General features: G+C 64.2%; 21 protein-coding genes. 16 read left to right on the top strand and 5 right to left on the bottom strand.

Features of this window, described 5'->3' with window-relative positions; genetic code table 11:
• Window positions 1–22: 22 nt before the first annotated feature.
• The 14 genes from ureA (at window position 23) to ETQ85_RS07905 (ending at window position 16,414) form a co-directional block, all read left to right on the top strand.
• Complete coding sequence (ureA, locus tag ETQ85_RS07965) at window positions 23–325, top strand: urease subunit gamma (protein WP_148578509.1); 303 nt, start codon at window positions 23–25, stop codon at window positions 323–325.
• Between the two features lie 9 nt (window positions 326–334).
• On the top strand, window positions 335–640 hold the full coding sequence (locus tag ETQ85_RS26165) for an urease subunit beta (RefSeq protein ID WP_187394633.1): 306 nt from the start codon (window positions 335–337) through the stop codon (window positions 638–640).
• Window positions 641–2,341, top strand: a complete 1,701-nt coding sequence (gene ureC, locus ETQ85_RS07960) for an urease subunit alpha (protein ID WP_187394632.1) — start codon at window positions 641–643, stop codon at window positions 2,339–2,341.
• 94 nt (window positions 2,342–2,435) lie between these two features.
• Window positions 2,436–2,912 carry an urease accessory protein UreE gene (gene ureE / locus ETQ85_RS07955; protein ID WP_148578508.1) on the top strand — a complete coding sequence of 159 codons (477 nt, stop codon included), beginning with the start codon at window positions 2,436–2,438 and terminating at the stop codon, window positions 2,910–2,912.
• A 94-nt stretch (window positions 2,913–3,006) separates the two neighbouring features.
• Window positions 3,007–3,690 carry an urease accessory protein UreF gene (locus tag ETQ85_RS07950; protein ID WP_148578507.1) on the top strand — a complete coding sequence of 228 codons (684 nt, stop codon included), beginning with the start codon at window positions 3,007–3,009 and terminating at the stop codon, window positions 3,688–3,690.
• Window positions 3,691–3,732: 42 nt separating this feature from the next.
• Window positions 3,733–4,347, top strand: coding sequence for an urease accessory protein UreG (ureG, locus tag ETQ85_RS07945; RefSeq protein WP_148578506.1), 615 nt, complete (start codon window positions 3,733–3,735; stop codon window positions 4,345–4,347).
• A gap of 123 nt (window positions 4,348–4,470) precedes the next feature.
• The gene (locus tag ETQ85_RS07940) at window positions 4,471–4,917 is read left to right on the top strand and encodes a MaoC family dehydratase (protein WP_148578505.1); all 447 of its coding nucleotides are present in this window, start codon (window positions 4,471–4,473) and stop codon (window positions 4,915–4,917) included.
• A gap of 150 nt (window positions 4,918–5,067) precedes the next feature.
• On the top strand, window positions 5,068–7,233 hold the full coding sequence (locus ETQ85_RS07935) for a DctP family TRAP transporter solute-binding subunit (protein ID WP_187394631.1): 2,166 nt from the start codon (window positions 5,068–5,070) through the stop codon (window positions 7,231–7,233).
• A complete protein-coding gene (locus ETQ85_RS07930; protein WP_148578503.1) occupies window positions 7,230–10,241 on the top strand; it encodes a response regulator in 3,012 nt (1,003 codons plus the stop codon). The genes ETQ85_RS07935 and ETQ85_RS07930 overlap by 4 nt, the downstream gene beginning before the upstream one ends.
• 202 nt (window positions 10,242–10,443) lie before the next feature.
• Window positions 10,444–11,862: an aminotransferase-like domain-containing protein gene (locus tag ETQ85_RS07925; RefSeq protein WP_148578502.1), complete on the top strand. Its 1,419-nt coding sequence runs from the start codon at window positions 10,444–10,446 to the stop codon at window positions 11,860–11,862.
• Between the two features lie 87 nt (window positions 11,863–11,949).
• A complete protein-coding gene (gene ccoG / locus ETQ85_RS07920; protein WP_148578501.1) occupies window positions 11,950–13,308 on the top strand; it encodes a cytochrome c oxidase accessory protein CcoG in 1,359 nt (452 codons plus the stop codon).
• A 25-nt stretch (window positions 13,309–13,333) separates the two neighbouring features.
• Window positions 13,334–14,992 (top strand): nitrite/sulfite reductase, encoded by a 1,659-nt coding sequence (locus tag ETQ85_RS07915; RefSeq protein WP_148578500.1) that lies wholly within the window; start codon window positions 13,334–13,336, stop codon window positions 14,990–14,992.
• Window positions 14,989–15,471 carry a DUF934 domain-containing protein gene (locus ETQ85_RS07910; RefSeq protein WP_148578499.1) on the top strand — a complete coding sequence of 161 codons (483 nt, stop codon included), beginning with the start codon at window positions 14,989–14,991 and terminating at the stop codon, window positions 15,469–15,471. The genes ETQ85_RS07915 and ETQ85_RS07910 overlap by 4 nt, the downstream gene beginning before the upstream one ends.
• Before the next feature lie 10 nt (window positions 15,472–15,481).
• Complete coding sequence (locus ETQ85_RS07905) at window positions 15,482–16,414, top strand: DMT family transporter (protein WP_246128684.1); 933 nt, start codon at window positions 15,482–15,484, stop codon at window positions 16,412–16,414.
• Window positions 16,415–16,501: 87 nt separating this feature from the next.
• Here ETQ85_RS07905 and ETQ85_RS07900 read toward each other — a convergent pair whose 3' ends face one another.
• The 4 genes from ETQ85_RS07900 to ETQ85_RS07885 all read right to left on the bottom strand — a co-directional run bounded on the left by ETQ85_RS07900 (window position 16,502) and on the right by ETQ85_RS07885 (window position 20,791).
• The gene (locus ETQ85_RS07900; protein ID WP_148578498.1) at window positions 16,502–17,137 is read right to left on the bottom strand and encodes an OmpA family protein; all 636 of its coding nucleotides are present in this window, start codon (window positions 17,135–17,137) and stop codon (window positions 16,502–16,504) included.
• Window positions 17,124–18,266, bottom strand: coding sequence for a serine hydrolase domain-containing protein (locus ETQ85_RS07895; RefSeq protein ID WP_148578497.1), 1,143 nt, complete (start codon window positions 18,264–18,266; stop codon window positions 17,124–17,126). Before ETQ85_RS07895 ends, ETQ85_RS07900 begins: the two co-directional genes overlap by 14 nt.
• Before the next feature lie 123 nt (window positions 18,267–18,389).
• Complete coding sequence (locus tag ETQ85_RS07890) at window positions 18,390–19,538, bottom strand: YbdK family carboxylate-amine ligase (protein WP_148578496.1); 1,149 nt, start codon at window positions 19,536–19,538, stop codon at window positions 18,390–18,392.
• Window positions 19,535–20,791 carry a cation:proton antiporter gene (locus ETQ85_RS07885; RefSeq protein ID WP_148578495.1) on the bottom strand — a complete coding sequence of 419 codons (1,257 nt, stop codon included), beginning with the start codon at window positions 20,789–20,791 and terminating at the stop codon, window positions 19,535–19,537. Before ETQ85_RS07885 ends, ETQ85_RS07890 begins: the two co-directional genes overlap by 4 nt.
• Window positions 20,792–21,170: 379 nt before the next feature.
• Here ETQ85_RS07885 and ETQ85_RS07880 point away from each other — a divergent pair, with 379 nt between their 5' ends.
• Window positions 21,171–21,626, top strand: a complete 456-nt coding sequence (locus tag ETQ85_RS07880; protein ID WP_222862103.1) for a MarR family winged helix-turn-helix transcriptional regulator — start codon at window positions 21,171–21,173, stop codon at window positions 21,624–21,626.
• Between the two features lie 33 nt (window positions 21,627–21,659).
• The gene (locus tag ETQ85_RS07875) at window positions 21,660–22,442 is read left to right on the top strand and encodes a gamma-glutamyl-gamma-aminobutyrate hydrolase family protein (protein WP_148578493.1); all 783 of its coding nucleotides are present in this window, start codon (window positions 21,660–21,662) and stop codon (window positions 22,440–22,442) included.
• Window positions 22,443–22,481: 39 nt separating this feature from the next.
• Here ETQ85_RS07875 and ETQ85_RS07870 read toward each other — a convergent pair whose 3' ends face one another.
• Window positions 22,482–24,584, bottom strand: coding sequence for a 4Fe-4S binding protein (locus ETQ85_RS07870; RefSeq protein WP_148578492.1), 2,103 nt, complete (start codon window positions 24,582–24,584; stop codon window positions 22,482–22,484).
• Between the last annotated feature and the right edge of the window lie 13 nt (window positions 24,585–24,597).

Below are 24,597 nucleotides of genomic sequence, written 5' to 3'. Positions count from 1 at the left end.
ACCCTTTTCCCCAGGAGAACCCATGGAACTGACCCCCCGCGAGAAGGACAAGCTCCTCATCTTCACCGCCGGCCTGCTCGCCGAACGCCGCAAGGCTCGCGGCCTCAAGCTCAACTATCCGGAGGCGGTGGCCTTCATCAGCGCCGCCGTGCTCGAAGGCGCCCGTGACGGCCGCACCGTGGCCGAGCTGATGAACTACGGCACCACGCTCTTGACCCGCGCCGACGTGATGGAAGGCGTGCCGGAAATGATCCCCGACATCCAGGTGGAAGCCACCTTCCCGGACGGCACCAAGCTGGTCACCGTTCACCAACCCATCGTCTGAGGCCCCGCCATGATCCCCGGTGAAATCGAAGCCCTCGACGGCGAGCTGGAACTCAACGTCGGCCGCGCCACCCTCAGCCTGGTCGTCGCCAATACCGGCGACCGGCCGATCCAGGTCGGCTCCCACTACCACTTTGCCGAAACCAACGCCGCCCTCGATTTCGACCGGGCTGCCGCGCGGGGCTTCCGCCTCAACATCGCCGCCGGCACCGCCGTGCGCTTCGAGCCCGGCCAGACCCGCACGGTGGAGCTGGTAGCCCTTGCCGGCGACCGCAAGGTCTTCGGCTTCAACGCCAAAGTGATGGGAGCGCTGTAAATGGCAAAGATCTCGCGCCGCGCCTATGCGGAAATGTTCGGCCCCACCACTGGTGACCGGGTACGCCTGGCCGACACGGAACTGTGGATCGAAGTCGAGAAGGACTACACCATCTACGGTGAGGAAGTGAAGTTCGGCGGTGGCAAGGTGATCCGCGACGGCATGGGCCAGGGCCAGCGCCTCGCCGCCGAAGTGGCCGACACGGTGATCACCAACGCGCTGATCCTCGACCACTGGGGCATCGTCAAGGCCGACATCGGCCTCAAGAACGGGCGCATCAGCGCCATCGGCAAGGCCGGCAACCCGGACATCCAGCCGGGTGTCACCATCGCCATCGGCGCCGCCACCGAGGTCATTGCCGGTGAAGGCATGATCGTCACCGCCGGCGGTATCGACACCCACATCCACTTCATCTGCCCGCAGCAGATCGAAGAAGCGCTGATGAGCGGCGTCACCACCATGATCGGTGGCGGCACCGGGCCGGCCACCGGCACCTATGCCACCACCTGCACGCCGGGTCCGTGGCACATCGCCCGCATGTTGCAGGCGGCCGATGCCTTTCCGATGAACCTGGGTTTTCTGGGCAAGGGCAACGTCAGCCTGCCCGACCCGCTGCGCGAGCAGGTGGAGGCCGGCGTCATCGGCCTCAAGCTGCACGAAGACTGGGGCACCACCCCGGCGGCCATCGACAACTGCCTTTCTGTTGCCGAAGAGATGGACATCCAGGTCGCCATCCACTCCGACACCCTCAACGAATCCGGCTTCGTCGAAACCACCGCCGCCGCCTTCAAGGGCCGCAGCATCCACACCTTCCACACCGAGGGCGCTGGCGGCGGCCACGCCCCGGACATCGTCAAGCTGGCCGGCCTGCCCAACGTGCTGCCCAGCTCCACCAACCCGACCCGGCCGTACACCATCAACACCATCGACGAGCACCTCGACATGCTGATGGTGTGCCACCACCTCGACCCGGCCATCGCCGAGGACGTGGCCTTCGCCGAAAGCCGCATCCGCCGCGAGACCATCGCCGCCGAAGACATCCTCCACGACATCGGCGCGCTGTCGATGTTCTCGTCCGACTCGCAGGCCATGGGGCGGGTTGGCGAGGTGATCATCCGCACCTGGCAAACCGCTCACAAGATGAAGGTCCAGCGCGGCGCGCTGCCCGGCGACACGGCCAGGAGCGACAACTTCCGCGCCAGGCGGTACATCGCCAAATACACCATCAACCCGGCCATCACCCACGGCATCAGCCACGTGGTTGGCTCCATCGAGCCGGGCAAGCTGGCCGACCTGGTGATCTGGAAACCGGCCTTCTTCGGCGTCAAGCCGAGCCTGATCCTCAAGGGCGGCATGATCGCTGCCGCAGCCATGGGCGACGCCAACGCGTCCATTCCCACACCCCAGCCGGTGCACTACAAGCCCATGTTCGGCGCCTTCGGCGGCGGCCTCAAAACCTCGCTGACCTTCGTTTCCCAGGCCGCTCTTTCCAGCGGCAACCTCGACGAGCTGAAGCTCTCCAAGCCACTCGAAGCCGTGCGCAACATCCGCGGCGTCACCAAGTCGTCGATGATCCACAACGACTGGCAGGGTGACATCAGCGTCGATCCCGAAACCTACGAAGTCCGCGCCGGCGGCGAAATCCTCACCTGTGAGCCGGCCAGCGTGCTGCCGATGGCGCAGCGTTATTTCCTGTTCTGAGCGCGATACTCCCTGTGGGTCGGACTTCACGTCCGACATCACGGGTTCAGCGCGCCTTGCCGGACTGAAGTCCGACCTACATGAGACTGTTGAGATGCTTCTGATCGAAACCCTTTACACCGGCGAGGCCGCTTCCACCGCCCGTCTGCAACTCGACTTCGACGCCCGCACCAAGAGCCGCCTGCGCACGCAGCTGGCCGATGGCGAGGAGGTCGGCCTGTTCCTGCCGCGCGGCACCATCCTGCGTGGTGGCGACCGGCTGCTGGCGCAGGATGGGCGCGTCGTCGCGGTTGTTGCGGCGCCGGAAGACCTGCTCGAAGCACGCTGTGCCAACGCCGAGGCGCTGGCCCGGGTCGCCTATCACCTGGGCAACCGCCACGTGGCGGTACAGGTGGGCGCCGGCTGGCTGCGCATCCAGGCTGACCATGTGCTGAAGACCATGCTGGTTGGCCTGGGCGCCGAGGTGTCGGATCTCACCGCCGCCTTCGAACCCGAAGCCGGCGCCTATGCCCACGGCCACCACCACGCCGAGCGCGGCGCTACCGAAGCGAAGATCCACCAGTACAAATGAGTGACTCCAGGCCATCCTCCCCCTGTGGGTCGGACTTTAGTCCGACAACATGCGTTCAGCTTGGCGCTATCGGGCTGAAGTCCGACCCACTGCCATGAGCTTGCCGCTGATCCGCCTGCTGCAACTGGTCAGCCCCGCGCTGCCGGTCGGCGCCTACACCTACTCGCAGGGGCTGGAGTGGGTGGTGGATACCGGCGCCGTCAAGACCGAAGCCCAGGTTGGCGAATGGATCGGTGATGCGCTGGCGGGAGCTTTCGGCGGCTACGAGCTGCCCCTGCTGGCCCGCCTGATGGAAGCCTGGCAGGCTGGTGACGATGCCAGCGTGGCCGAACTCAATGCCCGTTGCCTGGCCAGCCGCGAAACGTCCGAGCTGCGCGCCGAAACCGTCCAGATGGGCTATTCGCTGGTGCGCCTGCTGGTGGATCTGCCGGCCTTCAACAGCCTGCCGGGCTGGCTGGCGCGCCTGCGGGCGATCGAGGATCCGGCGTTTCCGACTGCCTGGGCAGCGGTGGCGGTGGCGTGGGGCGTCGCGCCCGAGCCGGCCCTCACCGGCTACGCCTGGGCGTGGATCGAAAACATGGTGATGGCGGCGGTCAAGGCCGTGCCGCTCGGCCAGGCCTCCGGTCAGCGCCTGCTCTCGAAGCTGGCGGCCGACGTGCCGGCCCGGGTTGCCGAGGCGCTGGCGTCGCCGCCCGCTGCCTGGTCCAACTTCCAGCCGGGGCTGGCAATTGCCAGCGCCCGGCACGAAACCCAGTATTCGCGCCTGTTCCGCTCTTGAGCGGGGCAGGCCCGGCAAGACAACGACAACAAGGAATTTCTGATGAATGCCCAACCCCTCCGCGTCGGTATCGGCGGCCCCGTCGGCTCTGGCAAGACCGCCCTGACCCTGGCCCTGTGCCAGGCCCTGCGTGAGAAGTACGATCTGTGCGTGGTGACCAACGACATCTACACCGCCGAGGACGCCCAGTTTCTGGTGCGCAACGAGGCGCTGGAGCCCGAGCGCATCATCGGTGTGGAAACCGGTGGCTGCCCGCACACGGCGATTCGCGAGGACGCCTCGATCAACCTGGAAGCCGTCGACCGCCTGATCCGCCTGTTTCCCAAGGTCGAGCTGATCTTCGTGGAGTCCGGCGGCGACAACCTGGCGGCGACCTTCTCGCCGGAGCTGTCCGACCTGACCCTCTATGTGATCGACGTGTCGGCTGGCGACAAGATCCCCCGGAAAGGCGGGCCTGGCATCACCAAGAGCGACCTGCTGGTGATCAACAAGATCGACCTGGCGCCAATGGTCGGCGCCTCTCTCGAAGTGATGGCGCGTGATTCGAAAAAGATGCGCGGCGAGCGGCCCTTCATCTTCAGTAATCTCAAGACTGGCCAGGGCCTCGCCGAGATCATCGCCTTCATCGAAAAGCAGGGTCTTCTGGCCCCGGCTTGAGCGCTGCGCGTACCAAAGCTGTCATGGGTTTGGGGTATGCTGGCGGTGCGTCGAAAGCCGGCAGCGTTCCGGATCCAGGGCGCCGTTTTTATCATCTCCAATAAGTACGCAAAGGGAACAGCTATGAGCGAGCAGAACACAAATTTCGAAGAGTTCTATGGCTACAAGTACGAGGAGCTGACCCTCGGCCAGAGCGCGGTATATGCACGGACCGTGACTGAAGCCGACATCCTGGCCTTCGCCGGCGTGAGTGGTGACTTCAACCCGGTGCACATCAACGACGAACTGGCCACCGCCAGCATGTTCGGTGGTCGCATCGCTCACGGCATGCTGTCCGCCAGCTTCATCTCCACCGTGTTCGGCATGAAGCTCCCCGGCCCGGGCTGCATCTATCTGTCCCAGAGCCTCAAGTTCAAGGCCCCGGTGAAGATCGGCGACACCGTCGTGACCCGCTGCACCATCAAGGAACTGACCCCCGAGAAGCGCAAGGCCAAGTTTGACACCGTGTGTACGGTGAAGGGCAAGGTTGTGCTCGAAGGCGAAGCCGACATCATGGTGCCGGCCCGCTAAGCCTGCCCCGATGCTTCGATGCGACGCCAGCCTGCGGGCTGGCGTTTTTGTTTGGTGCGGCGGGAAGGCTGCTGTAGCGCTTTTGAACGGTATATGATTAATCGTCTGGGCTAAGCACGAAAAGTGATGAACAAACACCCGATTCGCTTGGTGTCAATATTCGTTGTGTTGGTGCTGGGTGCGCTTTTCGTGCTCTGGTGGTCCGGCAGAGATGCGCAGCCATCGCCTTCTTCTGCCAGCCCGGCATCGGAAAAAGCGCTTTCCCCGGTAATCGAAGCCCGCCAGTTGCGCCTGGGCCTGAATATCGCGGCGGACAGTGCCCTGCACGCCGCCGCCGTGAAGTTCGCCGAGCAGGTCGGGGAGCGGAGCGCAGGCCGGCTGCAAGTCCTGGTGTTTCCCGACCAGCAACTGGGTAGCGACGACCAGATGCTGGAAATGGCCCGCAACGGCACCCTCGACCTGGTGCTGACCCCGACCGCCAAGCTCAGCTCCGCCATCCCGGCCATGCAGTACGCCGATCTGCCGTTCTATTTTTCCAGCCGTGAAGAGCTGTATGCCATGCTCGACGGCGAGCCCGGACGCCTGCTGCTCTCCAAGCTGACCGCCATCGATCTGGTCGGCCTGACTTTCTGGGAAAATGGCTTCAAGCAATTTACGGCCAACACGCCGATCCGGCATCCGGAGGATTTCGCCAGGCTGCGCATCCGCACCATGAAAAGCCGGATCATTGCCGACCAGTTCGAGAAGCTCGGCGCCAAGGCCATTCCAATCGATTTCCATGCGACCTACAAGGCGCTGGCCGACGGTGCCGTCGACGGCCAGGAGAACCCGCTGGTGGCGATTGTCGGGATGCGCTTTCATGAGGTGCAGAAGCACCTGACGCTGAGTAATCACGCTTACCTGGCCTACGTTTTCTCGGTCAGCAAATCGGTGTTCGAATCCCTGCCACCCGATCTGCGCGAGATCATTCAGCGTACAGCACAGGAGCTGACGGTCTGGGAGCGGGCTGAAACCTTGCGTCGCGAGGCCCGCTTGATCGAGACGATCCGCGCTGCCGGCGTGACGATCCACACCCTGACCCCCGAGGAGCGGCTCGAGTTCAAGAATGCGCTGGCGCCGACGGCCGACAAGTTCGGTTTCGAGGTCGGCTACGACCTGCTGATGAAGACCGACGAGTTGCGCTATCCCAGGCAGGAGGTGGCGGCACCGGGCTCGCGTCGTGTCTCGCCGCTCGTGATGGGTGTCGATGCCGACTTTTCCATGCGCAGTGCCCAGGGCGGCGGGGCGATCTATCGGGGTGTGCAGTTGGCAGTCGAGGAGATCAATGCCGGCGGGGGATTGTTGGGCGTTCCGTTGCGGGTGATCGGTCGCGACCATGCCACCAGTTCGCAGATCGGACGACAGAACCTTGAGCACTTCGCGGCGGTGCCATCCCTGCTGGGGGTCGTCGGCGGGGTACAGACAGCGGTGATCATGGATGAAATCGAGGACATTCACCGCCTGAAAATTCCCTTCCTGATTCCGTGGGGTACCGGGCAGAGCCTGACGGAGCACGGGCTGCGGCCCAGCTACACTTTCCGCATCGCGGTCACGGACAATCTGGCGGCCCCGTTTCTGCTCGAGCGGGCCTTGCGCGCCAGCCCGCATGTTGTGGTGCTGCTCGAGCGCTCTGCCTGGGGGCGCAGCAATCACGACGCATTGAAGCCGCTGATCGACAAGCTGCCCGCCGGGCAGGTCGACATCGAATGGTTCAATGTCGGAGACGCCGGCACCGAGACCAAAGTCCATGTGCTGGCCGAGGGCCGCGCCGGTGCGATGATCCTGATCGCCAATGTGCTCGAAAGCCAGAAGATCGTTCAGACCATGGCCAGGCAGGAAAAGCCGCTGCCCATCTTTGCGCATGTGGCGCTGACCGGTGGTGATTTCTGGACCAACACGCAGGTGGCACTCAAGCGTGTCGATCTGCGTTTCGTGCAGTCGATCCTGATGGCCGATGCCGACACCCACCCCGGACTCCGGAAGTTTGTTCAGCGTTACCGTGAGCGCTACTCCCTGCAGGGCGATGAAATGATTCCATCCCTGATTGCCAGCGTGCATGCCTATGACCTGACCCATCTGCTGGCCCGGGCGGTCAGGCAGGCCGGAAGCGCCGATCGCATTGCGGTGCGAAATGCCCTGGAAGCGCTGCGTTTTCATTCCGGCGTGCTGCGCGACTACAAGTCGCCCTTCACGGCGGATCGTCATGATGCGCTGGAGCGCGCGCAGCTGCGGCTGGCACGTTTCGACGCCCGCGGTAGGATTGTTGCTGCCGAATGAAACTCACCTTTATCACCCGTAGTGTCCGGCGCCGCATCACGTGGGTTTTTGGCCTGTTCGTGGCCCTGTCGATGGTCACGGTGGCAAGCACCGTCGGCTTTCGGCTCCATTCGACGATCACGACTAACCTGACCCACGAACTTGAGGGACGGGCCCGCCAGGACGCCCAACTGCTCCTGCAGCGCATCGAGTATCTGCTCGAAAGTGCCCAGATTCTCGTCAGGAATCCGTTCGTCATCAATGGGCTGAATGACAGCCAGGGGCGCGAGACCTATCTGCCCGACCTCATCAAGAACTTCCGTGAAGGTCGGGACGTGTATGCGGTGGCGCTGCTGGGCTATGACGGCAAGGCGGTTTATTCCAGCCTCGAAACCCTGCCCACCTACGACGATTCGGGGGCGCTGCGCAGCACCCTTGCCAACGGTGTCGTCAGCTATCAGATTGATCGGACGCTGGGCCACTGGGTCGTTTTTGTTCCGGTCACCTACTACAACACGACCCAGGGGGTCCTGGTGGTGGTCTACGATCTGGGCGCCGTGGCCCGGCGTGTGCTGCCTCCTGACCCCTTGCTGGGACATCGCCTGAGCCTCGACGCCAAACTGCTCTTCGAGAATGAGGCCAGCAATGCCAGCGATCTGTTGATCGCCCGTCAGGCCCTGACCGCTCAGCATCGGGGGGTTCTGGACGGCGGGCTTGGCCTGCAGCTTGAAGTCTCGGCGCCTCGCCAGTACTTCCTGGCTCCGGCGTTCAGCGCCGTCGCCGATGTGGCGTTTCTCGGACTCTTGCTGACCCTGGTCGCCATCGCCATCGCCTACCGGATCGGCTTCACGATCTCACGCCCCATCGTGCTGCTCAGGCAGCGCGTCGCTGCCGCCGACGGCAGTCCGGAGCGGCACTGTGCGCCGCTGGGGACCCATGATGAACTCGAAGAGCTGGCCGAAATGTTCGATCAGCGCACCCACGAGTTGCGGGACATTCAGATTCACCTCGAAGACCTGGTCGCCCGGCGTACCCAGGAGCTTGAGGTGGCCAAGGAAGCTGCCGAGGAGGCCAGCCGCTTCAAGAGCAGCTTCCTGGCCAACATGAGCCACGAGATCCGCACACCAATGAATGCCATTGTCGGGCTGACCCATTTGATCCGGCGAGCGGCGGTCGATCCGCGGCAGATCGATCAGCTGGACAAGGTTTCGCAGGCAGCGAAGCATCTGCTGGGCATCATCAACGACATTCTCGATTTCTCGAAGATCGAAGCCGGCAAACTCACCATTGAAAACGTCGACTTTGAACTGGATCGCGTCTTTCACAGCCTCAACGATCTGATCGGCGAGCGCGCCGCAGAAAAGAATCTGGAAATCATCAACCGCATCGACCCCGCGATTCCCGAAGTCTTGCACGGTGACCAGTTGCGCCTTGGCCAGGTGCTGGTGAATTTCGCGAGCAACGCAGTCAAGTTCACCGAAGCGGGCAGTGTGGTCTTTCGTGTCCGTCTGCTGAACGAGGAGGCCGGAACCCTGTTGGTGCGTTTCGAAGTCAGCGACACCGGTATCGGCTTGAGCGAGGAGCAGCGCAGCCACCTTTTCGAGGCCTTCGTCCAGGCCGATGCCTCGACGACGCGCAAGTTCGGCGGAACCGGGCTCGGCCTGGCCATCAGCAAGCGCCTTATTGACCTCATGGGCGGCCGGGTCGGCGTCGAAAGCAACGTGGGGCAGGGCAGCACTTTCTGGTTCGAACTGCCGCTGCAGCGGGCGGCCAGCGCCAAGACCTCGGGCGCCAGCGTGAAACTGGACGAGAACCTCAAGGTGCTGGTGGTGGATGACAACGCCGATGCCCGCCTGGCTCTGGATGACATGCTCAGGGCCTTTCCGGTGCGGGTTGCGACGGCCGATTCGGGCGAGCAGGCCCTGCGCTTGACCCGCGAAGCCCTGCAGGCCGGCCGTCCCTTCGACCTGGTACTGATGGACTGGGCCATGCCCGGCATGGATGGCATCGAAACCTGCCGCCATATTCTGGCGCTTGGCACGGCGCCCAAAATCATTCTGGCGACGGCCTACAGCAGTGAATGGACCTGCGAGCAACTGAACGCCATGGGCATCGCCACCCAGTTGAGCAAACCGCTCACCCCGTCCACGCTGCACGACGCCATTGCCGGCATCTTCTCCGGAAACGGATCGATGAGAGCCGACACCAGCGCCGTCATCGACCTGTCCCCGCTACGTGGCCGTTACATCCTGCTGGTCGAGGACAATCCGGTTAACCAGGAGGTCGCGCTGGCCTTGCTGGAGGAAACCGGTCTGCGTGTCGACCTGGCTGATGATGGTCTGGAGGCGCTCCGGAAGGCCTCGAACACGGCTTACGACCTGATCCTGATGGACGTGCAAATGCCCAAGATGGATGGCCTGGAAGCTACGCGCCGCCTGCGCCAGCTGCCCCAGTGCGCGTCCACCCCGATACTGGCCATGACCGCCAATGCCTTCGATGAAGATCGGCGGGCCTGCCTGGATGCGGGGATGAATGATCACGTCGCCAAACCGGTCGACCCTGACAGCCTGTTCATGGCCTTGATTCACTGGATGCCCAGGCGCACAACGGTCGTGGAGGGCAGCCCATCCGGGACGGCCGGCCGCGACCAGGAGGAAGAACTGCTCCGGCAGCTTGGGCTGGTTGAAGGCCTTGACCTGGACTTCGGTCTGGCCAGGGTTCGCGGCAAGTTTTCCACTTACACGCGGCTGCTTACCATTTTTGCGGCCACTCACCAGGATGAAGCCGAGCGGATCACGGCCGCCCTGGATTGTGCCGACATGGACGAAGCGCAACGGGCCGCGCACTCCCTCAAAGGCAGTGCCGGCAGCCTTGGGCTGTTGCACATCCAGAAAATTGCTGCGGCGATCGAAGCGCCGCTCAAAGCCCGTGCCGACAACGCGCTTGCCCTGGCCCGGTTGCCCCTGGCCGAACTGGCGCGCGAACTGCCTGCGCTGATGTCGCGGCTCCATCAACTGCTGGGATCGTAGCTGCTCGGCCAAGGTCCTCCGGATTCCCGGTATTTTTTGGCGGCCCATCTGATTCACCGTTCGGTTGAGCCGGGCCGCCATCAGCCTTTGACGGATGAATCTGGATCACGTGCAAATAACCGCAAGGTGCTGTGCCGAGTGTATGCAGGAATGACGTACGCGACGCTTAAGCATCCGGCAGGACGGCTGCTACCATCCGTCCATGACGCTCTACCATGACCTTGCCGACAAGACCGCTGCGCTGATCGCCGATGGGGTGCTGCGCCCCGGCGACCGTCTGCCATCCGTCCGCCAGACTTGCCGTATCCACGGCATTGCACCGGTCACGGTGACCCAGGCCTACCACCTGCTCGAGAGCCGGGGGCTGATCGAGGCGCGACCGAAGTCGGGCTATTTTGTCCGGGCGCGGCTTGGGCAGCGCTTGCCGGAGCCCGAAATGACCCGGCCGGTGGGGCATTCGACGCAACTGGAGGTGAGCGATTTCATCTTCGAGATTCTCGACAGCGTCAAGGATCCGGCTGTCGTCCCGCTGGGCTCCAGCTTCCCCAGCCCCTGGTTGTATCCCCTCGACAAGCTCGGGCGCTTTTTGGCTGCCGCGGCACGGCACCTCGACCCGCTGTCCACCGTCACCGACCTGCCGCCGGGCAACGACGAGCTGCGCCGCCAGCTGTCGCTGCGCTACCTGGCGCATGGCGCCAACGTGTCACCCCAGGAGATTGTCATCACCTCCGGCGCCATGGAGGGGCTCAACCTGTGCCTGCAGGCGGTGACCCGGCCGGGCGATCTGATCGCCATTGAATCGCCGACCTTCTATGCTGGCCTGCAGGCCAGCGAGCGGCTGGGGCTCAAGGTGATCGAGATTCCGACGCATCCGCGGGAAGGCATCAACCTGATGGCCCTGGAGGACGCGCTGCGCCATCACCCGATCAAGGCCTGCCTGTTCATGCTCAACTTCGCCAACCCGACCGGCAGCCTGGTGCCGGATGCGCGCAGGCGGGCGCTGGTCGAGTTGCTCGACCGCCACGATGTGCCGCTGATCGAGGACGACGTGTACGCGGAGCTGCACTTCGGCCCGCAGGCGCCCCTGTGCAGCAAGGCGGTGGACCCGAACGGACGGGTCATGCATGTTTCGTCCTTTTCCAAATGCCTGGCGCCGGGCTATCGCATCGGCTGGGTTGCCGCCGGGCGCTATGCCGGGCTGATCCAGCGCCAGAAGCTGTCCACCAGCCTGGCGACGACCGTTCCGGTACAGATCGCCATGGCCGATTACCTGAAGCAGGGTGGCTACGAAAACCACCTGCGTCATCTGCGCCGTGTTCTGGCCACCCAGGAGGCGGCGCTGGTGGACGCCGTGGAAACCCACTTTCCGGAAGGTACCCGGCTGGCTCGCCCGCTGGGCGGCTATTTCCTGTGGCTGGAACTGCCTCGCAAGGTGGATGCCCTGCTGCTGCACCGGCAGGCTTTGGCGCAAGGCATCAGCATTGCACCGGGGCCGATCTTTTCGGCCAAGCGGGAATTTGGCAACTGCATTCGCCTCAACTTCGGCCACCCGCTTGAGACCCGTCAGCAGGAAGCGGTCGCCACGCTGGGACGACTGGTAGCCACCCAATTGCAGGCCTGAAATCTGTGCCCATTCAAAACACGACAATCTGAATCTGTTTTCATTATCTTGCGGGTGATTTACTCCTGACCCAGGAGGAATCACCAAATGAACAAGCCCGTCAGCAAAGTCCGCGAAGCCAAACTGGAGCTGTACCGGAAGAAGGGAAAGATCCACGCCCGCGAGGTGCGCGGTCGTTTCAACACGATCCGCTGGGCCATGGTCTGGTTCACCCAGATCATTTTTTACGGCGCCTGCTGGCTCCAGTGGGGTGGCCGTCAGGCCGTCCACTTCGACATCGTCCACGAGAAGTTCTACCTGTTCGGTCTGGTGTTGTGGCCGCAGGATGCCTTGCTGGCGGCGATTGCACTGATCCTTGCCGCCACCGGGCTGTTTCTCGTCACCGCCCTGGCCGGGCGCCTGTTCTGTGGTTTCGCCTGCCCGCAGACGGTCTACACCGCGATCTTCATGTGGGTGGAGGCGAAGGTGGAGGGCGATCACCTGTCCCGCCTCAAGCTCGACCAGTCTCCACCGAGCCTGCGCAAGCTGGCCCTGCGCGGCACCAAGTACGTGCTGTGGGGGCTCATCGCGGCATGGACGGCGATCACCTTTGTCGGCTACTTCACGCCGATCCGCGAACTGCTGCCCGCCGTGGCCGGCTGGAACCTGGGGCCGTGGGAAGCTTTCTGGCTGATCTTCTACGCATTGTTCACCTACGTGCAGGCTGGCTTTGCCCGCGAGGCGGTGTGCCAGCACATGTGCCCGTATTCACGCTTCCAGGGCGTGATGTTCGACAACACCACGCGCACCGTCAGCTACGACGTGCAGCGCGGCGAGCCCCGCAAGGGCAAGGGTGGCGGCGACTGCATCGACTGCGGCATCTGCGTGCAGGTGTGCCCCACCGGCATCGACATTCGCGATGGCCTGCAATACCAGTGCATCAACTGCGGCCTGTGCGTGGATGCCTGCGACGAGGTGATGACCAAGGTCGCCAAACCAGTGAGCCTGATCCGCTTTGCCTCCGAGCAGGAGCTGGCCGGCATGCCCCGGCACAGCGCCCGGCCACGGCTGGCGGTGTATGCGGGCCTGCTGGGCCTGTTCGTCGCCCTGGGTGCATGGACGGTGACCCAGCGGTCACTGCTGCTGGTGGATGTGCTGCGCGACCGGGGCAGCCTGGCCCGGGAGGCCAGCGACGGACGCATCGAAAACGCCTACACCCTCAAGCTGGCCAACCTCGCCGAAGAGCCCCGGGACTTCGAGGTGGCGGTGAGCGGCCTGCCCGGCATCGAACTGCTCGGCCCCACCCGCTTCGCCGGCGAGCCGGGGAGCATCCGGGAGGTGCGCGTCACCGTCGTGGCGCCGCCCGATGCCGGCAAATCCGGCGCCAGCCCCATCGCCTTTGTGGTCAAGGCCGCCGGTGATCCGGCGACCCGGGTTACCGAAAAGAGCACCTTCGTCCTGCCCTGAACCCAGTTTCCGAATTTATCTCGCCATGTACCTTTACAACGAAACCGACCAGCGTCTGGTGGACGACCGGGTTGTCCAGTTCCGCGATCAGATGACGCGCTTTCTGGACGGCCGTCTGTCCGAAGACGACTTCCGCCCCCTGCGCCTGCAGAACGGCCTTTACGTGCAGCGCCACGCGCCGATGCTGCGCGTCGCCATTCCCTACGGCACGCTGGCCAGCCACCAGTTGAGGAAGCTCGCCGACATTGCCCGCCGCTTCGACCGGGGTTACGGGCACTTCACGACGCGCAGCAACATTCAGTTCAACTGGGTGCGGCTGGAGGACACGCCGGACATCCTGGCCGAGCTGGCCACCGTGCAGATGCACGCCATCCAGACCTCCGGCAACTGCATCCGCAACATCACCACCGACCAGTTTGCCGGCGTGGCCGCCGACGAGCTGTTCGACCCGCGCCCCTACTGCGAGATCGTTCGGCAGTGGTCCACGCTGGCGCCGGAATTCCTGTTCCTGCCGCGCAAGTTCAAGATCGCCATTTCCGGCGGTGCGGAGGACCGCGCCGCGGTGCGCTTCCATGACATTGGCGCCAGCGCGCGGGTGGCGGACGATGGCCGGATCGGCTTCGAGATCTTTGTGGGTGGTGGCCTCGGGCGCACGCCGATGGTCGGCAAGACGATCAAGGACTTCCTGCCCCGCGAGGAATTGCTCAACTACTTTGAAGCCATTCTGCGGGTCTATAACCGCTACGGCCGGCGCGACAACAAGTACAAGGCGCGCATCAAGATCCTCGTGAAGGACTTGAGCCTCGAAGGCTTTGCGAAGGAAGTCGAAGACGAATGGGCGTGGAGCCGGGGCGGCCCCGCAAGCATTGCCGAGCAGACCTTCCGGGACATGGAGGCCTTCTTCGCCCGCGCCGACCACGCGCCCGCCGATGCCGATGACCCGGCCTACCGGCAGGCGCTGCACGACTCGCGCGCCTTTGCCCGCTGGGTCGAGCGCAATGTGGCGCCCCATCGGGCAAACGGCTACGCCATCGTCACTTTGTCTCTCAAGAAGACCGGTGCCCCACCGGGCGACGCCATCGCCGAGCAGATGGACGGTGTTGCCGACTTGGCCGAGCGCTTCAGTGCCGGCGAGATCCGGGTCAGTCACGAGCAGAACCTGGTGCTGCCCCACGTCGCCCGCAAGGATTTGCCGGCCCTGTGGGAAGGCGCGCGCGCCCTCGGCCTGGCGACGCCCAACATCGGTCTGCTGACCGATCTGGTGTGCTGCCCCGGCGGCGATTTCTGCTCGCTGGCCAATGCCCGTTCCATCCCGGTGGCAGCGGCCATCCAGCAGCGTTTCGACGATCTGGACTACCAGTTCGACCTGGGCCCGCTGGAACTCAACATGTCCGGTTGCGTGAATGCCTGCGGCCATCACCACATCGGCCATATCGGCATTCTCGGCGTCGATAAGAACAACGAGGAGTGGTACCAGGTGACCATCGGCGGCCGCGAAGGCGCCCGTGCTGCGCTGGGCAAGGTGATCGGCCCGTCGTTTGCGGCCGGGCAGATTCCCGACGTGATCCAGCGTCTGGTGGAGGTTTATCTGGCGGCCCGCCATGAGGGCGAGATTTTTATCGACGCGGTCGAGCGGATCGGCCTGGAGCCCTTCAAGGCGCGGGTGTATGGAGGTGCGGCATGAATACCCTGATCAGGAATGGTCAAGTCGTTGAAGACGGCTGGCAGTGGATCGATGCGGATGAGGCGCTGCCGGCCGCGCGCCTGGAGACCGGCGGACGTTTACTGTTGCCGCTGGCGTTGTGGCTGGCCCACCGTGCAAGCCTCGATCCCGCGCGTGCCGGCGTGTGGCTCGGCCCGGATGACGAGCTGGAATCCGTATTGCCATGGCTGGCCGACATGCCGCTGATCGCCATCCGCTTTCCGGTGTTCACCGACGGGCGCGGCTATTCCCTGGCCCGCCTGCTGCGCAATCGCCACGGCTACAGGGGCGAACTGCGGGCGGTGGGTGACGTGCTGCGCGACCAGTTGTACTTCCTGCATCACTGCGGCTTCGATGCCTTCCTGCTGCGCGCCGATCAGTTGCCGCATGAGGCGCTGGCGGCCTTCCGGGATTACTCTTGGGAGCCGGTCACTGGTCGCCGGGTTTCTCCCTCGATGTGAAGGTGTCTCGATGAGCATGTCTGACAGCAGCGCCCCCGGCCTGTCCGATCATTCCCGCGGCGTGCTGGCGGCCCTGGTCGTGGTCCTGTGCTGGTCCGGCTTCAACATTGTTTCCCGCCTGGGAAGCAAGGGGGTGATGACGCCCTTCGACATTGCCGCGCTGCGTTATGGCGTATCGGGCGTGATCGCGCTTCCGTATTTCATGGCCCGCGTTCCGCCGCGGGACTGGCCCCGTTACGGGGTGCTGGCGCTGTTTGGCGGGCTGGGCTACGGCCTGCTGGTGTATTCGGGCTTTGCCTTTGCGCCAACGGCCCATGCCGGGGTGTTCGTGAATGGCGGCATCCCGTTCTGGACTATCGTCATCGTGGCGCTGATGTCCGGCTTCAGGCTGGAACGCCACATCGTGATGGCCCTGTTGCTGTCGAGCGCAGGGCTGCTCCTGATCGGCTACGAAAGCCTGGTCGCGCCTGACGCAGGATCCCGCTGGATCGGTGACATCCTGTTTCTGCTGGCGGCGTTGTCATGGGCAGTGTTCGGCCTCTTGATGCGGCGCTGGATGGTCAGGCCGCAACTGGCGATCAGCGGGGTGGCGACGTTTTCATTGCTGATCTACATGCCCGTTTACCTGCTCTGGCTGCCCAAGGCGATTGCCGCCAGTCCGGCCGCCGAAATTGCCTTGCAGGGCGTCTATCAGGGACTGGTCGCGGCACTGCTGGCGGGGGGCATGTACAGCTACGCGAATCAGAAGATCGGGTCGTGCCAGGCCTCAATGATGCTGGCCCTGGTGCCGGGAGTTTCGGCCGTCGGCGCGTTTTTCATGCTGGGTGAAGCGCTGAGCCTGCATGTCGTGCTGGGGATTGTCGTGGTGTCGATCGGAGCGATTCTCGGCGCCATGCCGAGCGGCGGGGTGATGAGTCTGCTGAGGCGCTCGGGGGATGCCTAGCTTCCGCGCCAGCTGCTGCCCGGCGCGCCTCGTTTGGAATGGGTTGCGTGATGGCTTGCACAAGCGCTGTCACGGATTCGTCCATCGTTACGTCTGCGCAAAATGCACGGTGATCAGCTGACCCGAGGAGGCCTTTCCCAGTAGTGTATTGGGGCCTTCATACTCGTCAGCCTCTTTGACTCCGGCTTCAATCTGCTCCATGGGGATGCCATTTTCGGCAAAGAAGACCTGAACGGCGCGTACTCGCTTGCCCAGCAGAACCGGGTTGTAGTTCGTCGCCGGATTGTTGCCGAAACCGGTAATGGTCACGTGCACGTCGGGCTTGATCTGAAGGATCAGAGTGATGTCCGCCAAAAAGCGTGCGTAGTCCGGTTTGAGGTGATCCTTGTTGTTTTCAAACGCGACCTGGGTCTCAATGGCCAGTTTTGCAGATGGCTCGCTATCGCCCAGTTCTGCCATGACCTGGAATGTACTGGCCCGTTTTACAAGGTCTTCAGCCAGTTCCTGCCAGGCACCTGCTCCCGTCGCACTTTTTGCCGCATCGGTGGGCGGCACACTGGAAAAACCGCTGAGCAGCAACACCAGGCCGAGGGCAAACAAGCCGGCAGCCATCAAGGGGACATTTCTGCGCATAAGCTGGGCAATCCTCACTGTTTTCCGTTGCTGTTCATGAGTTTGTGGCGTGTTCAGGCTTGGCGACAGGCTCCAGTTACCGATGCCCACTGTCAGTCCCTCCCGGCCGGGTCGCCTCTTCCCAAAGATTGCGCAGGCTGGCCATCAGGAGCGGCGAGTGTCGCTCGGCATGCGAGGCGAAAACGGCGATCACCGTGCCGTAATCGAAATCCACGTACAGGCTGGTGCCATAGGCGCCGATGATCGCTGTTCGGTGGCCGCGATGCCCCGGGTGTGCAAAGCGGTACTGCCAGCCCGTATCCGGACCCAGGGCACGGATTCCGGCTGGTGTTGCGTCGTTGGTGTCCGAAGGGTTGGCGATCGTATCGACAAACCATGCGGGCGCCAGGGCCCGTTGGCCGGGGCGATTGCGTGCATCAAGGAATGCCTGCCCCAGACTGGCAAAATCACCCAGGCTGAGTGCAAGGCCGTCGGCAAGCGGGGTCCCGGTTGTGTCCGTTGCCCAGAAGGCGGTGTTTCGCGCCCGGATGGTCCCCTGCAGTTCACACAGCCATTCGGGGGCAGATTTCTTCCAGGCTTTCTCGGTAGCCCACAGCAGGAGTTCGCCCTCCGGGCCGGTCAGATCCACGCCCGTGTCGCCGGAGGTGCGAGGCCAGGACGTGCGGGCATCCAGCCAGGCGCGCACGCCAGTCCTGCCGCCTGGCGCCCAGCCCGCCTCCTGTTGCCAGCGCGCGATGTCGGTTTCCGACCACTGCAGGCCGGTACGCCCGGCAAGCAGGCGCTGCAAGGACAGTTTGCCCAGCTCACGGACGCCGGAGAGTTCGGGAAGAAGCCGGGTGATTGCCTTTTCCCGGGCAAGCCGCCCTTCGGCGGCGGCCCTGGCCAGTTGGGTCACCAGGATTGGGCGGGTGGCTTCGAGGAGGAGCCGGGGCTGGGCGGGATCGAAGCCCGACCGCCGGTAGTCGAGGGCCAGCTTTCCGCGCCGAAGGATCACAACGCCATCGGCGTCGATCCGGTTTTCAAGCAAAAAGCGGAGGGATTGACGGGTACCGTCGGCCGGGTCGGTGACGAGCAGGCGATCCGGGTCAAGACGCTGGGCCGCTGCGGGTCGGGCCGGCGGTGTGGTCGTCGGGGCAATGCTTACGCCCGGCATGAAGCGAGACGCCTGCCCCAGGCCGAAGCGGATGTTGCCCGGACTTAGCCAGTTGTCGGTTCGCACTGCCCCGCCAGTGGATGTTGCGGGGGGCGTTCCGGTGGAAAGCGTACAGGGCCCGGCGGCCAGAACCGGCGTGGACGCAAGCAATGCAGCAAACAATATGGGATGGGTTTGCACGGAGGCACCCTATGCGTGGGGTCGATAACAGGAGGGTTCGGCGAAGCGTTCTGTGGCTGCCCGGGTCAGGTCGTGGAGGTTGCCTGCAGCCGTCGCCGTTTCCCGCAGCCAGGCTGCGTCGCCATGCTGACTGTGCGCGAGTGTGCGCAGACGTTCCAGTTGGCGCCGGCAGCCCAGATCGTCGGCATCCGCTACAAGCGTATCGAGCAGGTGCAGCAAGGTCTCGCCAAGGGGCTCGGTACGACGGTGAATCGGGTCAGCCAGTTCGGCCTTGAAGCCGAAGCGGCAGGCCTGGAACTTGTTGTAGCGCGCCACCAGCGCCTGCATGGCTGGGACGACCGGAGGCCGTTCCCGCAGCAGGTAGCGGGCCAGGCATTGGGCGAAGGCGGCCAGTTCGATGGCCCGGTCGACAGACAGCGGGGTGTCGCAAACCCGTACTTCCACGGTGCCGTACTCCGGCTTGGGGCGCACATCCCAGTAGAGATCCTTGATGCTCTCGGCCACGCCGCAGGACTGCAGCAAGCCCATGTGATCGACAAAGGCGGCCCAGTCGGCTACGTCGGGAGCCTGTCCGGAGAGCGGAAAAGCCGACACCGCATTGAGCCGGGCGGACTCGAAGGCCGTGTCGGTCGCGTCAATAAAAGGCGACGACGCGGACAGCGCCACGAAGTGAGGTACGTAGCGGTTGAGCGCGTGGGTCAGCCAGATGGCGTCGTCACCGGACGGCACGCCAATATGGATGTGCTGCCCGAAAACGGTGAATTGTTTGCTCAGATAACCGTAGCGTTGATTGAGGAACGCAAAGCGTTCGCCGGGGCAGATCCTGCGCTCGGGCCAGTGGTGGAACGGGTGGGTGCCGCCACCGCAGATGGCGATGTTGTTGCGCTGGCAATGGCTGACCAGCACTTCGCGCAGACCGTCCAGGTCAACAGCAATGGCTGTGACATCCTGGCGTGGCCTGGAGTTCACCTCGATCATGCTCTCGGTGATCTCCAGTTTTATTTCGCCGAAGCGGTCGTCGTACTGCAAACCGGCCAGCAGGTCGGTGGCGGCACGGGTCAGGTCGTAGTCCCGCAGCGAAACCAGTTGCAGTTCCAGCTCGACGCCCAGGGTCAGCGGGCGACTGGAAGTGAAACTCAGTTTGGAAAGATCGCTCATTGTTGTCGTCCTGCAGGAAGGGGCTCCGTCTCACCGGCCTTGTGCAGTGCGTACTTGCACATTTGAGGCCCGGCGAACTCCATCAGCGCAGCGGCCAGCAGCGGCAACAGCAGGGCCTGGCCGCTCACTTCCGGATAGATGGCGGCCAGTTCTGCCGCCATGAAGATCGCTGTTGCCGAGAGCGGCTGGATGCCGATGCCCACCAGGCGGCGCTTGGCAGCGGGCAAATCCTGGCGCCCGGTTGCCATCACCCCGGCAAACTTGGCGAGGCCACGCACGATGATCAGGCCAAGGGCCTGCAGCCCGGTGATCCAGTTCAGGTCTCCCAGTGGCAGCATCGCACCCGTTACCACGAAAAGCACAATGGCCAGAATCCAGTGCCCCTGAGGCAGGCCGGTGTAAGCCAGCACCTTGTCCCGGTCGGCCAGATTGAGAGCCGCCCCCATCAGGAACAGGCAGAGGAACACCGGTACGGCGAGCATCCGCGCCACACCGATGGCCAGCAAGGCTACCGCAACGAGAATGAATACCTGGGCCACCGATCCCTTGGCCTGCCCGGCAGCCACCATCAGGGCCAGGCGCGCGCACAACATGCCGATTCCGACGCCGCCGCAGATCACCCACAGGGGATGGGCCAGGGCGTTGAGCCAGTCGCCGGACTGTTCAGCGTGTACGATGCCGAGCACCACCGCGAAAATGACAAAGGACAGCGCGCAGTTGATCGCCGTGAGTAGCAGCGTGCGCTGGGTGACTTGCCCCTGGGCGTGGTTCTCCTCTGCGGTGAGCAGCACCACTGCCGGGGCCGAAGCCATCGTGATGGCCGCTGTCGCCGCGCTCCAGCCAAGGCTGAGGCCTACGGCAAGATAGGCAAAGGCGAAGATGGTCGCGAAGGCCAGCCCCGATTCCGCAGCGGCACTTCTCAGCAGGGATCGGTTGGCTCGTAGCCATCCCAGGTCGAGATGGCGCCCTGTTTCCAGCAAGAGCAGGCCCAGTGCGGCATCTGCCACCGGTTTGGCCATTGACAGGGTTTCCCGGTCCAGCCAGCCGAGCACGCCAGGTCCCGCAAGGGCACCGGCAAGCACGTAGCCGACGATGCGGGAGAGCCCGATGGTTCGGAACAGCGTTTCGCCTGCCAGCAGACCGCCGACGAGTAACAGGGCGAACAGGGCGAGGGGATCGAGTTGCTCGGGAAAAGGCGGCAGGAAGAAAAACCGGTCCTGCAGGGCCTCCCAAGTCTGGCGGATCAGCATCATCTGGTTAAGGCTCCCCGTGAAGGCCCTGTGCGACGGGCCACGTAGCGTATTGCTTCACCAAAGCCGCGAACAGTTGACTGTTTCCCATCAATACGCCGAGAGCTGCAGTGGAGAGCTTTCGAGATCGTGGATGTGTGGAGGGGTGGAAAAAGACGGGGGCTGACTCCCTCAAAGCAGACCTTATGGGATCTACAGAAAACTCAAAGAAATCGCCCCCCAAAGCTCTCCTGTGCAGGATGGTCACCGGAGCAGATGTACGTTTCAGAGGCTTGCTGAAAACGACTCTTCCGGAAAAGTATTGGTATCAATATAATTTAGACAAATGAATTTAGCAAACATGACTCTGGCTGGGCCAGCCCAGCACACATCCAGCGATGCGATGGCGCTCATCGTCCTGAAACAATTTCGCCTGATTTACGGTTCGGTAAGGCAGCATTTCCGGGAGGTGGAGCACAACTGCGGCGTTTCCGGCTCACAACTGTGGCTGCTCCATGAAATTGCCCGCACGCCAGGGGTTGGCGTGTCGGAACTGGCAAACCGTCTGTCGATCCATCAGTCGACCTGCAGCCAGTTGGTCGACAAGCTCGAGACACGCGGCCTGGTGACCAAGCAACGCAAGGCCGAAGACCAGCGGCGGGTTGGCCTTCAACTAACAGACAGTGCCGCAGTGGTACTGGGCGCTGCACCCGGGCCGGTGGAGGGCGTTCTGCCGGAGGCTTTGCAGGGCTTGACCGACGAAACGCTGGAACAGCTGCACGCAAGTCTGGCTCAGGTCATCGCCCAACTGACAAGCCGCGATGAGCGAAGCGCCGAAAGGCCCTTGGCAGATCTTTGAGCACCTGGGCTAATGGCCCGGAAAGGAGTCTGTATGGTCAGGAGCAAGCCCCTGAGGATAGGGCTGTCTGCACGCCTTTTTCATCCTCGTGACGGCGCGACAGGCATCGAATCCAAGACGCTCCAAGTGCTCGAGCAATCCATTGCCCAGTGGATCATGTCGCGGGATGTACTGGTCCTGATGGTGCCGTCCATCCTCAAGGATGGCCCTATTCACCGCAGCAACATCCGCCTTCGCGACTACGCGGAGTATCTCGATGGACTGGTGCTGCAAGGTGGCGCGGATGTCAGTCCCGAAGCCTACGGAGAGACTCCGCTGCAGGAGGCTTGGGCCGGCGACCGGGTCCGCGACGCCTACGAGATGGAGTTGCTCCACGAATTCGTGGAGGCAGGGAAGCCCGTGCTCGGTATTTGCAGAGGCATGCAACTTATCAACGTCGCTTTTGGCGGATCACTCTACCAGGACATTCCCAGCCAGTTTGAGGGTGCTGTCCGGCACCAGGACGAGGCCTACGATCTGCACAGTCACGAGGTGTGTTTTGCCGAAAACGGGCAGTTTGCGAAGTGGTTCAGCACGAGGGGCGGCGGGCAGGTCATTTCGATTCATCACCAATGTGTCCGCAGCCTGGGGAAAAACCTCGTGGTTGAAGCCACGTCTGCCGAGGATGGCTTGATCGAAGCGATACGCTATACAGGGCGTGGCTTTGTCATCGGCGTGCAGTGGCACCCGGAGTTCCATACCCCGGGGCACGACACGCTCCTCGATTGTGCGCCCCTGCTTGAGGCGTTCTACCAGGCCGTGCGGAGCAGTCGATAGGGATGGCGGCCGTGCGCCTGTGTGATGCCTTGTTCGATCTCAATGTCCGCTGCGAGCCTTCTTGCGGTACAGCATGATCGGCGCGCAGCGGTTTTCGTCGTGGTAGATGCCTACGCAGTCGAGGCACTGGAAACACTGGTCGTAGCGGATGGCGCCGGATTTTTCGATGGCGTCATAGGTGCAGCGGTGGCGGCAGGTCTGGCAGGGCTGACCGCATTCCTGGCGGCGCGGTAGCCAGTCGAGGAGGCGCAGCTTGCCGCCGAGGGTCATGGCGGCACCCAGCGGGCACAGGTAGCGGCAGAAGAATTTGTAATACAGCCCGCCGAGCACCAGCAGGGCCAGCGCGTAGGCGACGAAGGGCCCGCTGCGGTCGAAGCCGACGGTGATGGCGGTCTTGAAGGGTTCGATCTCCACGCCCTTTTCGGCGAGTTGTGGGGCGAAAGCGGCGGCTGCGACGAGGGCGGCGAGGATGGCGTAGCGGCCCCGGTCGAGGATGGTGGCGAGGCGGGCGGGCAGGCGCCGCTCGGGCAGTTTCAGGGCGCGGGCCAGCAGGGCGGCGAATTCCTGCAGCGCCCCGAAGGGGCACAGCCAGCCGCAGAAGGTGCCGCGGCCCCACACCACGAAGCTCACCAGCGTGAAGGCGATGAGCAGCAGGCTCACCGGGTCGTACAGGAAGCTCTTGAGGCCGGCCCCGGCGGCAAGCGATTTGACCGCGCCGGTGATCTGCACGATGGACAACTGCCCCTGGGCATACCAGCCGATGTAGCCGAGGGTGAAGGCCAGGAAGCCGAGGCGGAATATTTTCAGGCGGCGTGCCGAGACCGAAATCCAGCGCGGCCGGGCGAGGACCAGGGACAGCAGCGCCAGGGCGGCGCCGATGATGGTCAGTTCCGGCGTGCGGTCTTGCCAGGCCAGCAGCCAGTCGGGCAGCGGGGCCGGCGGGCGGCTGAACAGGGCTTCCGGCGCCTGATAATCGAGCACCACGTTGCGCTGGGTGATGACCGGCAGCATCGAGCCCTTGGCGCGGGTGATGGTCAGCTCGAAGCGCACCGGGCTGGCCGGGTCGATGCCCGACATGGGCGGCACGCGCAGCACCAGCGCGGCGTTGAGCGGCGGGGCGCCGGCGGGCGGGCGCGGCGATAGATCGAGGTCGCGCAGTTCCACCGGGCCGCCGGCCTGGCTGAAGGCGAGGCGGGCCGGGACGGTGCCGCGGGTGAAGCTCTCGTCGATGAAGGCGTCGCGCCCGGCGCTGGCCACCCACCAGGCGTGCTGGCCGCGCTCGAGGCGGCGCAGCAGGTCGGCATGGCCGGTGTCGCCAAGAATCGCCCGGCCGATGGTCGGGGCGTTGAGGTAGGCGACGTAGAGATCGGTGAAGGTGTCGGCAGGCTTGGCGATGGCCTCGGTGTCCACGTCGGCGCCGTCGGTGCCGGCGAACAGCTTTTCCACGTCGGCATTGCTGAGGTGCAGTTTGCGGATGGCACCCGAATCCAGCAGTTCGGCAAAGCTGCGCGGGTCGAACACGTTGGGGCGGACTTCGGCCAGCGGCCCCTTGTCGGCCGGCGCGGCAAAGCCCAGGCGCGCCCGGGCCACGGCGAGGGCCGAGCTAAGCACGGTCTGATTGACGATGCGTACCGAGGCGGTGGCCTTGCTGACGCCATCGAGCACCACGCGGTTGCTGCCGGCACCGCTGCGGTTGTTGCCGTACAGGCTGGAGACGGTGATTTCCTGCTTGAGGCTCTTGTTCTTGTACTGGGCCAGAAAGTCGCGCAGTGGCCCTTCGCCCAGGCCGGACAGAAACACCGGCTCGTGCTGGCGGATCAGTTCCACGTCCATGAAATTGCCCTTGCGGTCGATGCTGACCAGCAGGTTCAGGGGCGTGCCCTCGAAGCCCGGGATGGGGGCGAGGTCGATGGATTCGAAGGCGTAGGCAACCGGGCCCGCTTCGGGTTCCAGTTCGCTGGTGATGGGCCAGGCGGGAATGTCGCGGAGCTTGTCGCCGACATGCAGCGGGGGCTGGAAGCGCCGGGCGAGGTCGGCGTGGGCAAGGTCGCCGGCGCCGGCCGGGGCGCACAGGCCCAAGCTGGCGAGCAGGAGCGTGCCGCCCGCGAGGACGCGGCGGAGGAGTGTGCGCGCGATCCTCATGGGTGACTGCTCC

The organism is Zoogloea oleivorans (assembly GCF_008107625.1).
Lineage (GTDB): Bacteria > Pseudomonadota > Gammaproteobacteria > Burkholderiales > Rhodocyclaceae > Zoogloea > Zoogloea oleivorans.
Note: the sequence above shows the minus strand (reverse complement) of the source record. Positions and strands in the feature narration are given on the sequence as shown.

Bases quoted from the DNA above. Each gene is read 5' to 3' on its own strand.
- ureA (WP_148578509.1), top strand. From the start codon at position 23: ATGGAACTGACCCCCCGCGAGAAGGACAAGCTCCTCATCTTCACCGCC.
- ETQ85_RS26165 (WP_187394633.1), top strand. From the start codon at position 335: ATGATCCCCGGTGAAATCGAAGCCCTCGACGGCGAGCTGGAACTCAAC.
- ureC (WP_187394632.1), top strand. From the start codon at position 641: ATGGCAAAGATCTCGCGCCGCGCCTATGCGGAAATGTTCGGCCCCACC.
- ureE (WP_148578508.1), top strand. From the start codon at position 2,436: ATGCTTCTGATCGAAACCCTTTACACCGGCGAGGCCGCTTCCACCGCC.
- ETQ85_RS07950 (WP_148578507.1), top strand. From the start codon at position 3,007: ATGAGCTTGCCGCTGATCCGCCTGCTGCAACTGGTCAGCCCCGCGCTG.
- ureG (WP_148578506.1), top strand. From the start codon at position 3,733: ATGAATGCCCAACCCCTCCGCGTCGGTATCGGCGGCCCCGTCGGCTCT.
- ETQ85_RS07940 (WP_148578505.1), top strand. From the start codon at position 4,471: ATGAGCGAGCAGAACACAAATTTCGAAGAGTTCTATGGCTACAAGTAC.
- ETQ85_RS07930 (WP_148578503.1), top strand. From the start codon at position 7,230: ATGAAACTCACCTTTATCACCCGTAGTGTCCGGCGCCGCATCACGTGG.
- ETQ85_RS07925 (WP_148578502.1), top strand. From the start codon at position 10,444: ATGACGCTCTACCATGACCTTGCCGACAAGACCGCTGCGCTGATCGCC.
- ccoG (WP_148578501.1), top strand. From the start codon at position 11,950: ATGAACAAGCCCGTCAGCAAAGTCCGCGAAGCCAAACTGGAGCTGTAC.
- ETQ85_RS07915 (WP_148578500.1), top strand. From the start codon at position 13,334: ATGTACCTTTACAACGAAACCGACCAGCGTCTGGTGGACGACCGGGTT.
- ETQ85_RS07910 (WP_148578499.1), top strand. From the start codon at position 14,989: ATGAATACCCTGATCAGGAATGGTCAAGTCGTTGAAGACGGCTGGCAG.
- ETQ85_RS07905 (WP_246128684.1), top strand. From the start codon at position 15,482: ATGAGCATGTCTGACAGCAGCGCCCCCGGCCTGTCCGATCATTCCCGC.
- ETQ85_RS07890 (WP_148578496.1), bottom strand. From the start codon at position 19,538: ATGAGCGATCTTTCCAAACTGAGTTTCACTTCCAGTCGCCCGCTGACC.
- ETQ85_RS07885 (WP_148578495.1), bottom strand. From the start codon at position 20,791: ATGATGCTGATCCGCCAGACTTGGGAGGCCCTGCAGGACCGGTTTTTC.
- ETQ85_RS07880 (WP_222862103.1), top strand. From the start codon at position 21,171: ATGGCGCTCATCGTCCTGAAACAATTTCGCCTGATTTACGGTTCGGTA.
- ETQ85_RS07875 (WP_148578493.1), top strand. From the start codon at position 21,660: ATGGTCAGGAGCAAGCCCCTGAGGATAGGGCTGTCTGCACGCCTTTTT.
- ETQ85_RS07870 (WP_148578492.1), bottom strand. From the start codon at position 24,584: ATGAGGATCGCGCGCACACTCCTCCGCCGCGTCCTCGCGGGCGGCACG.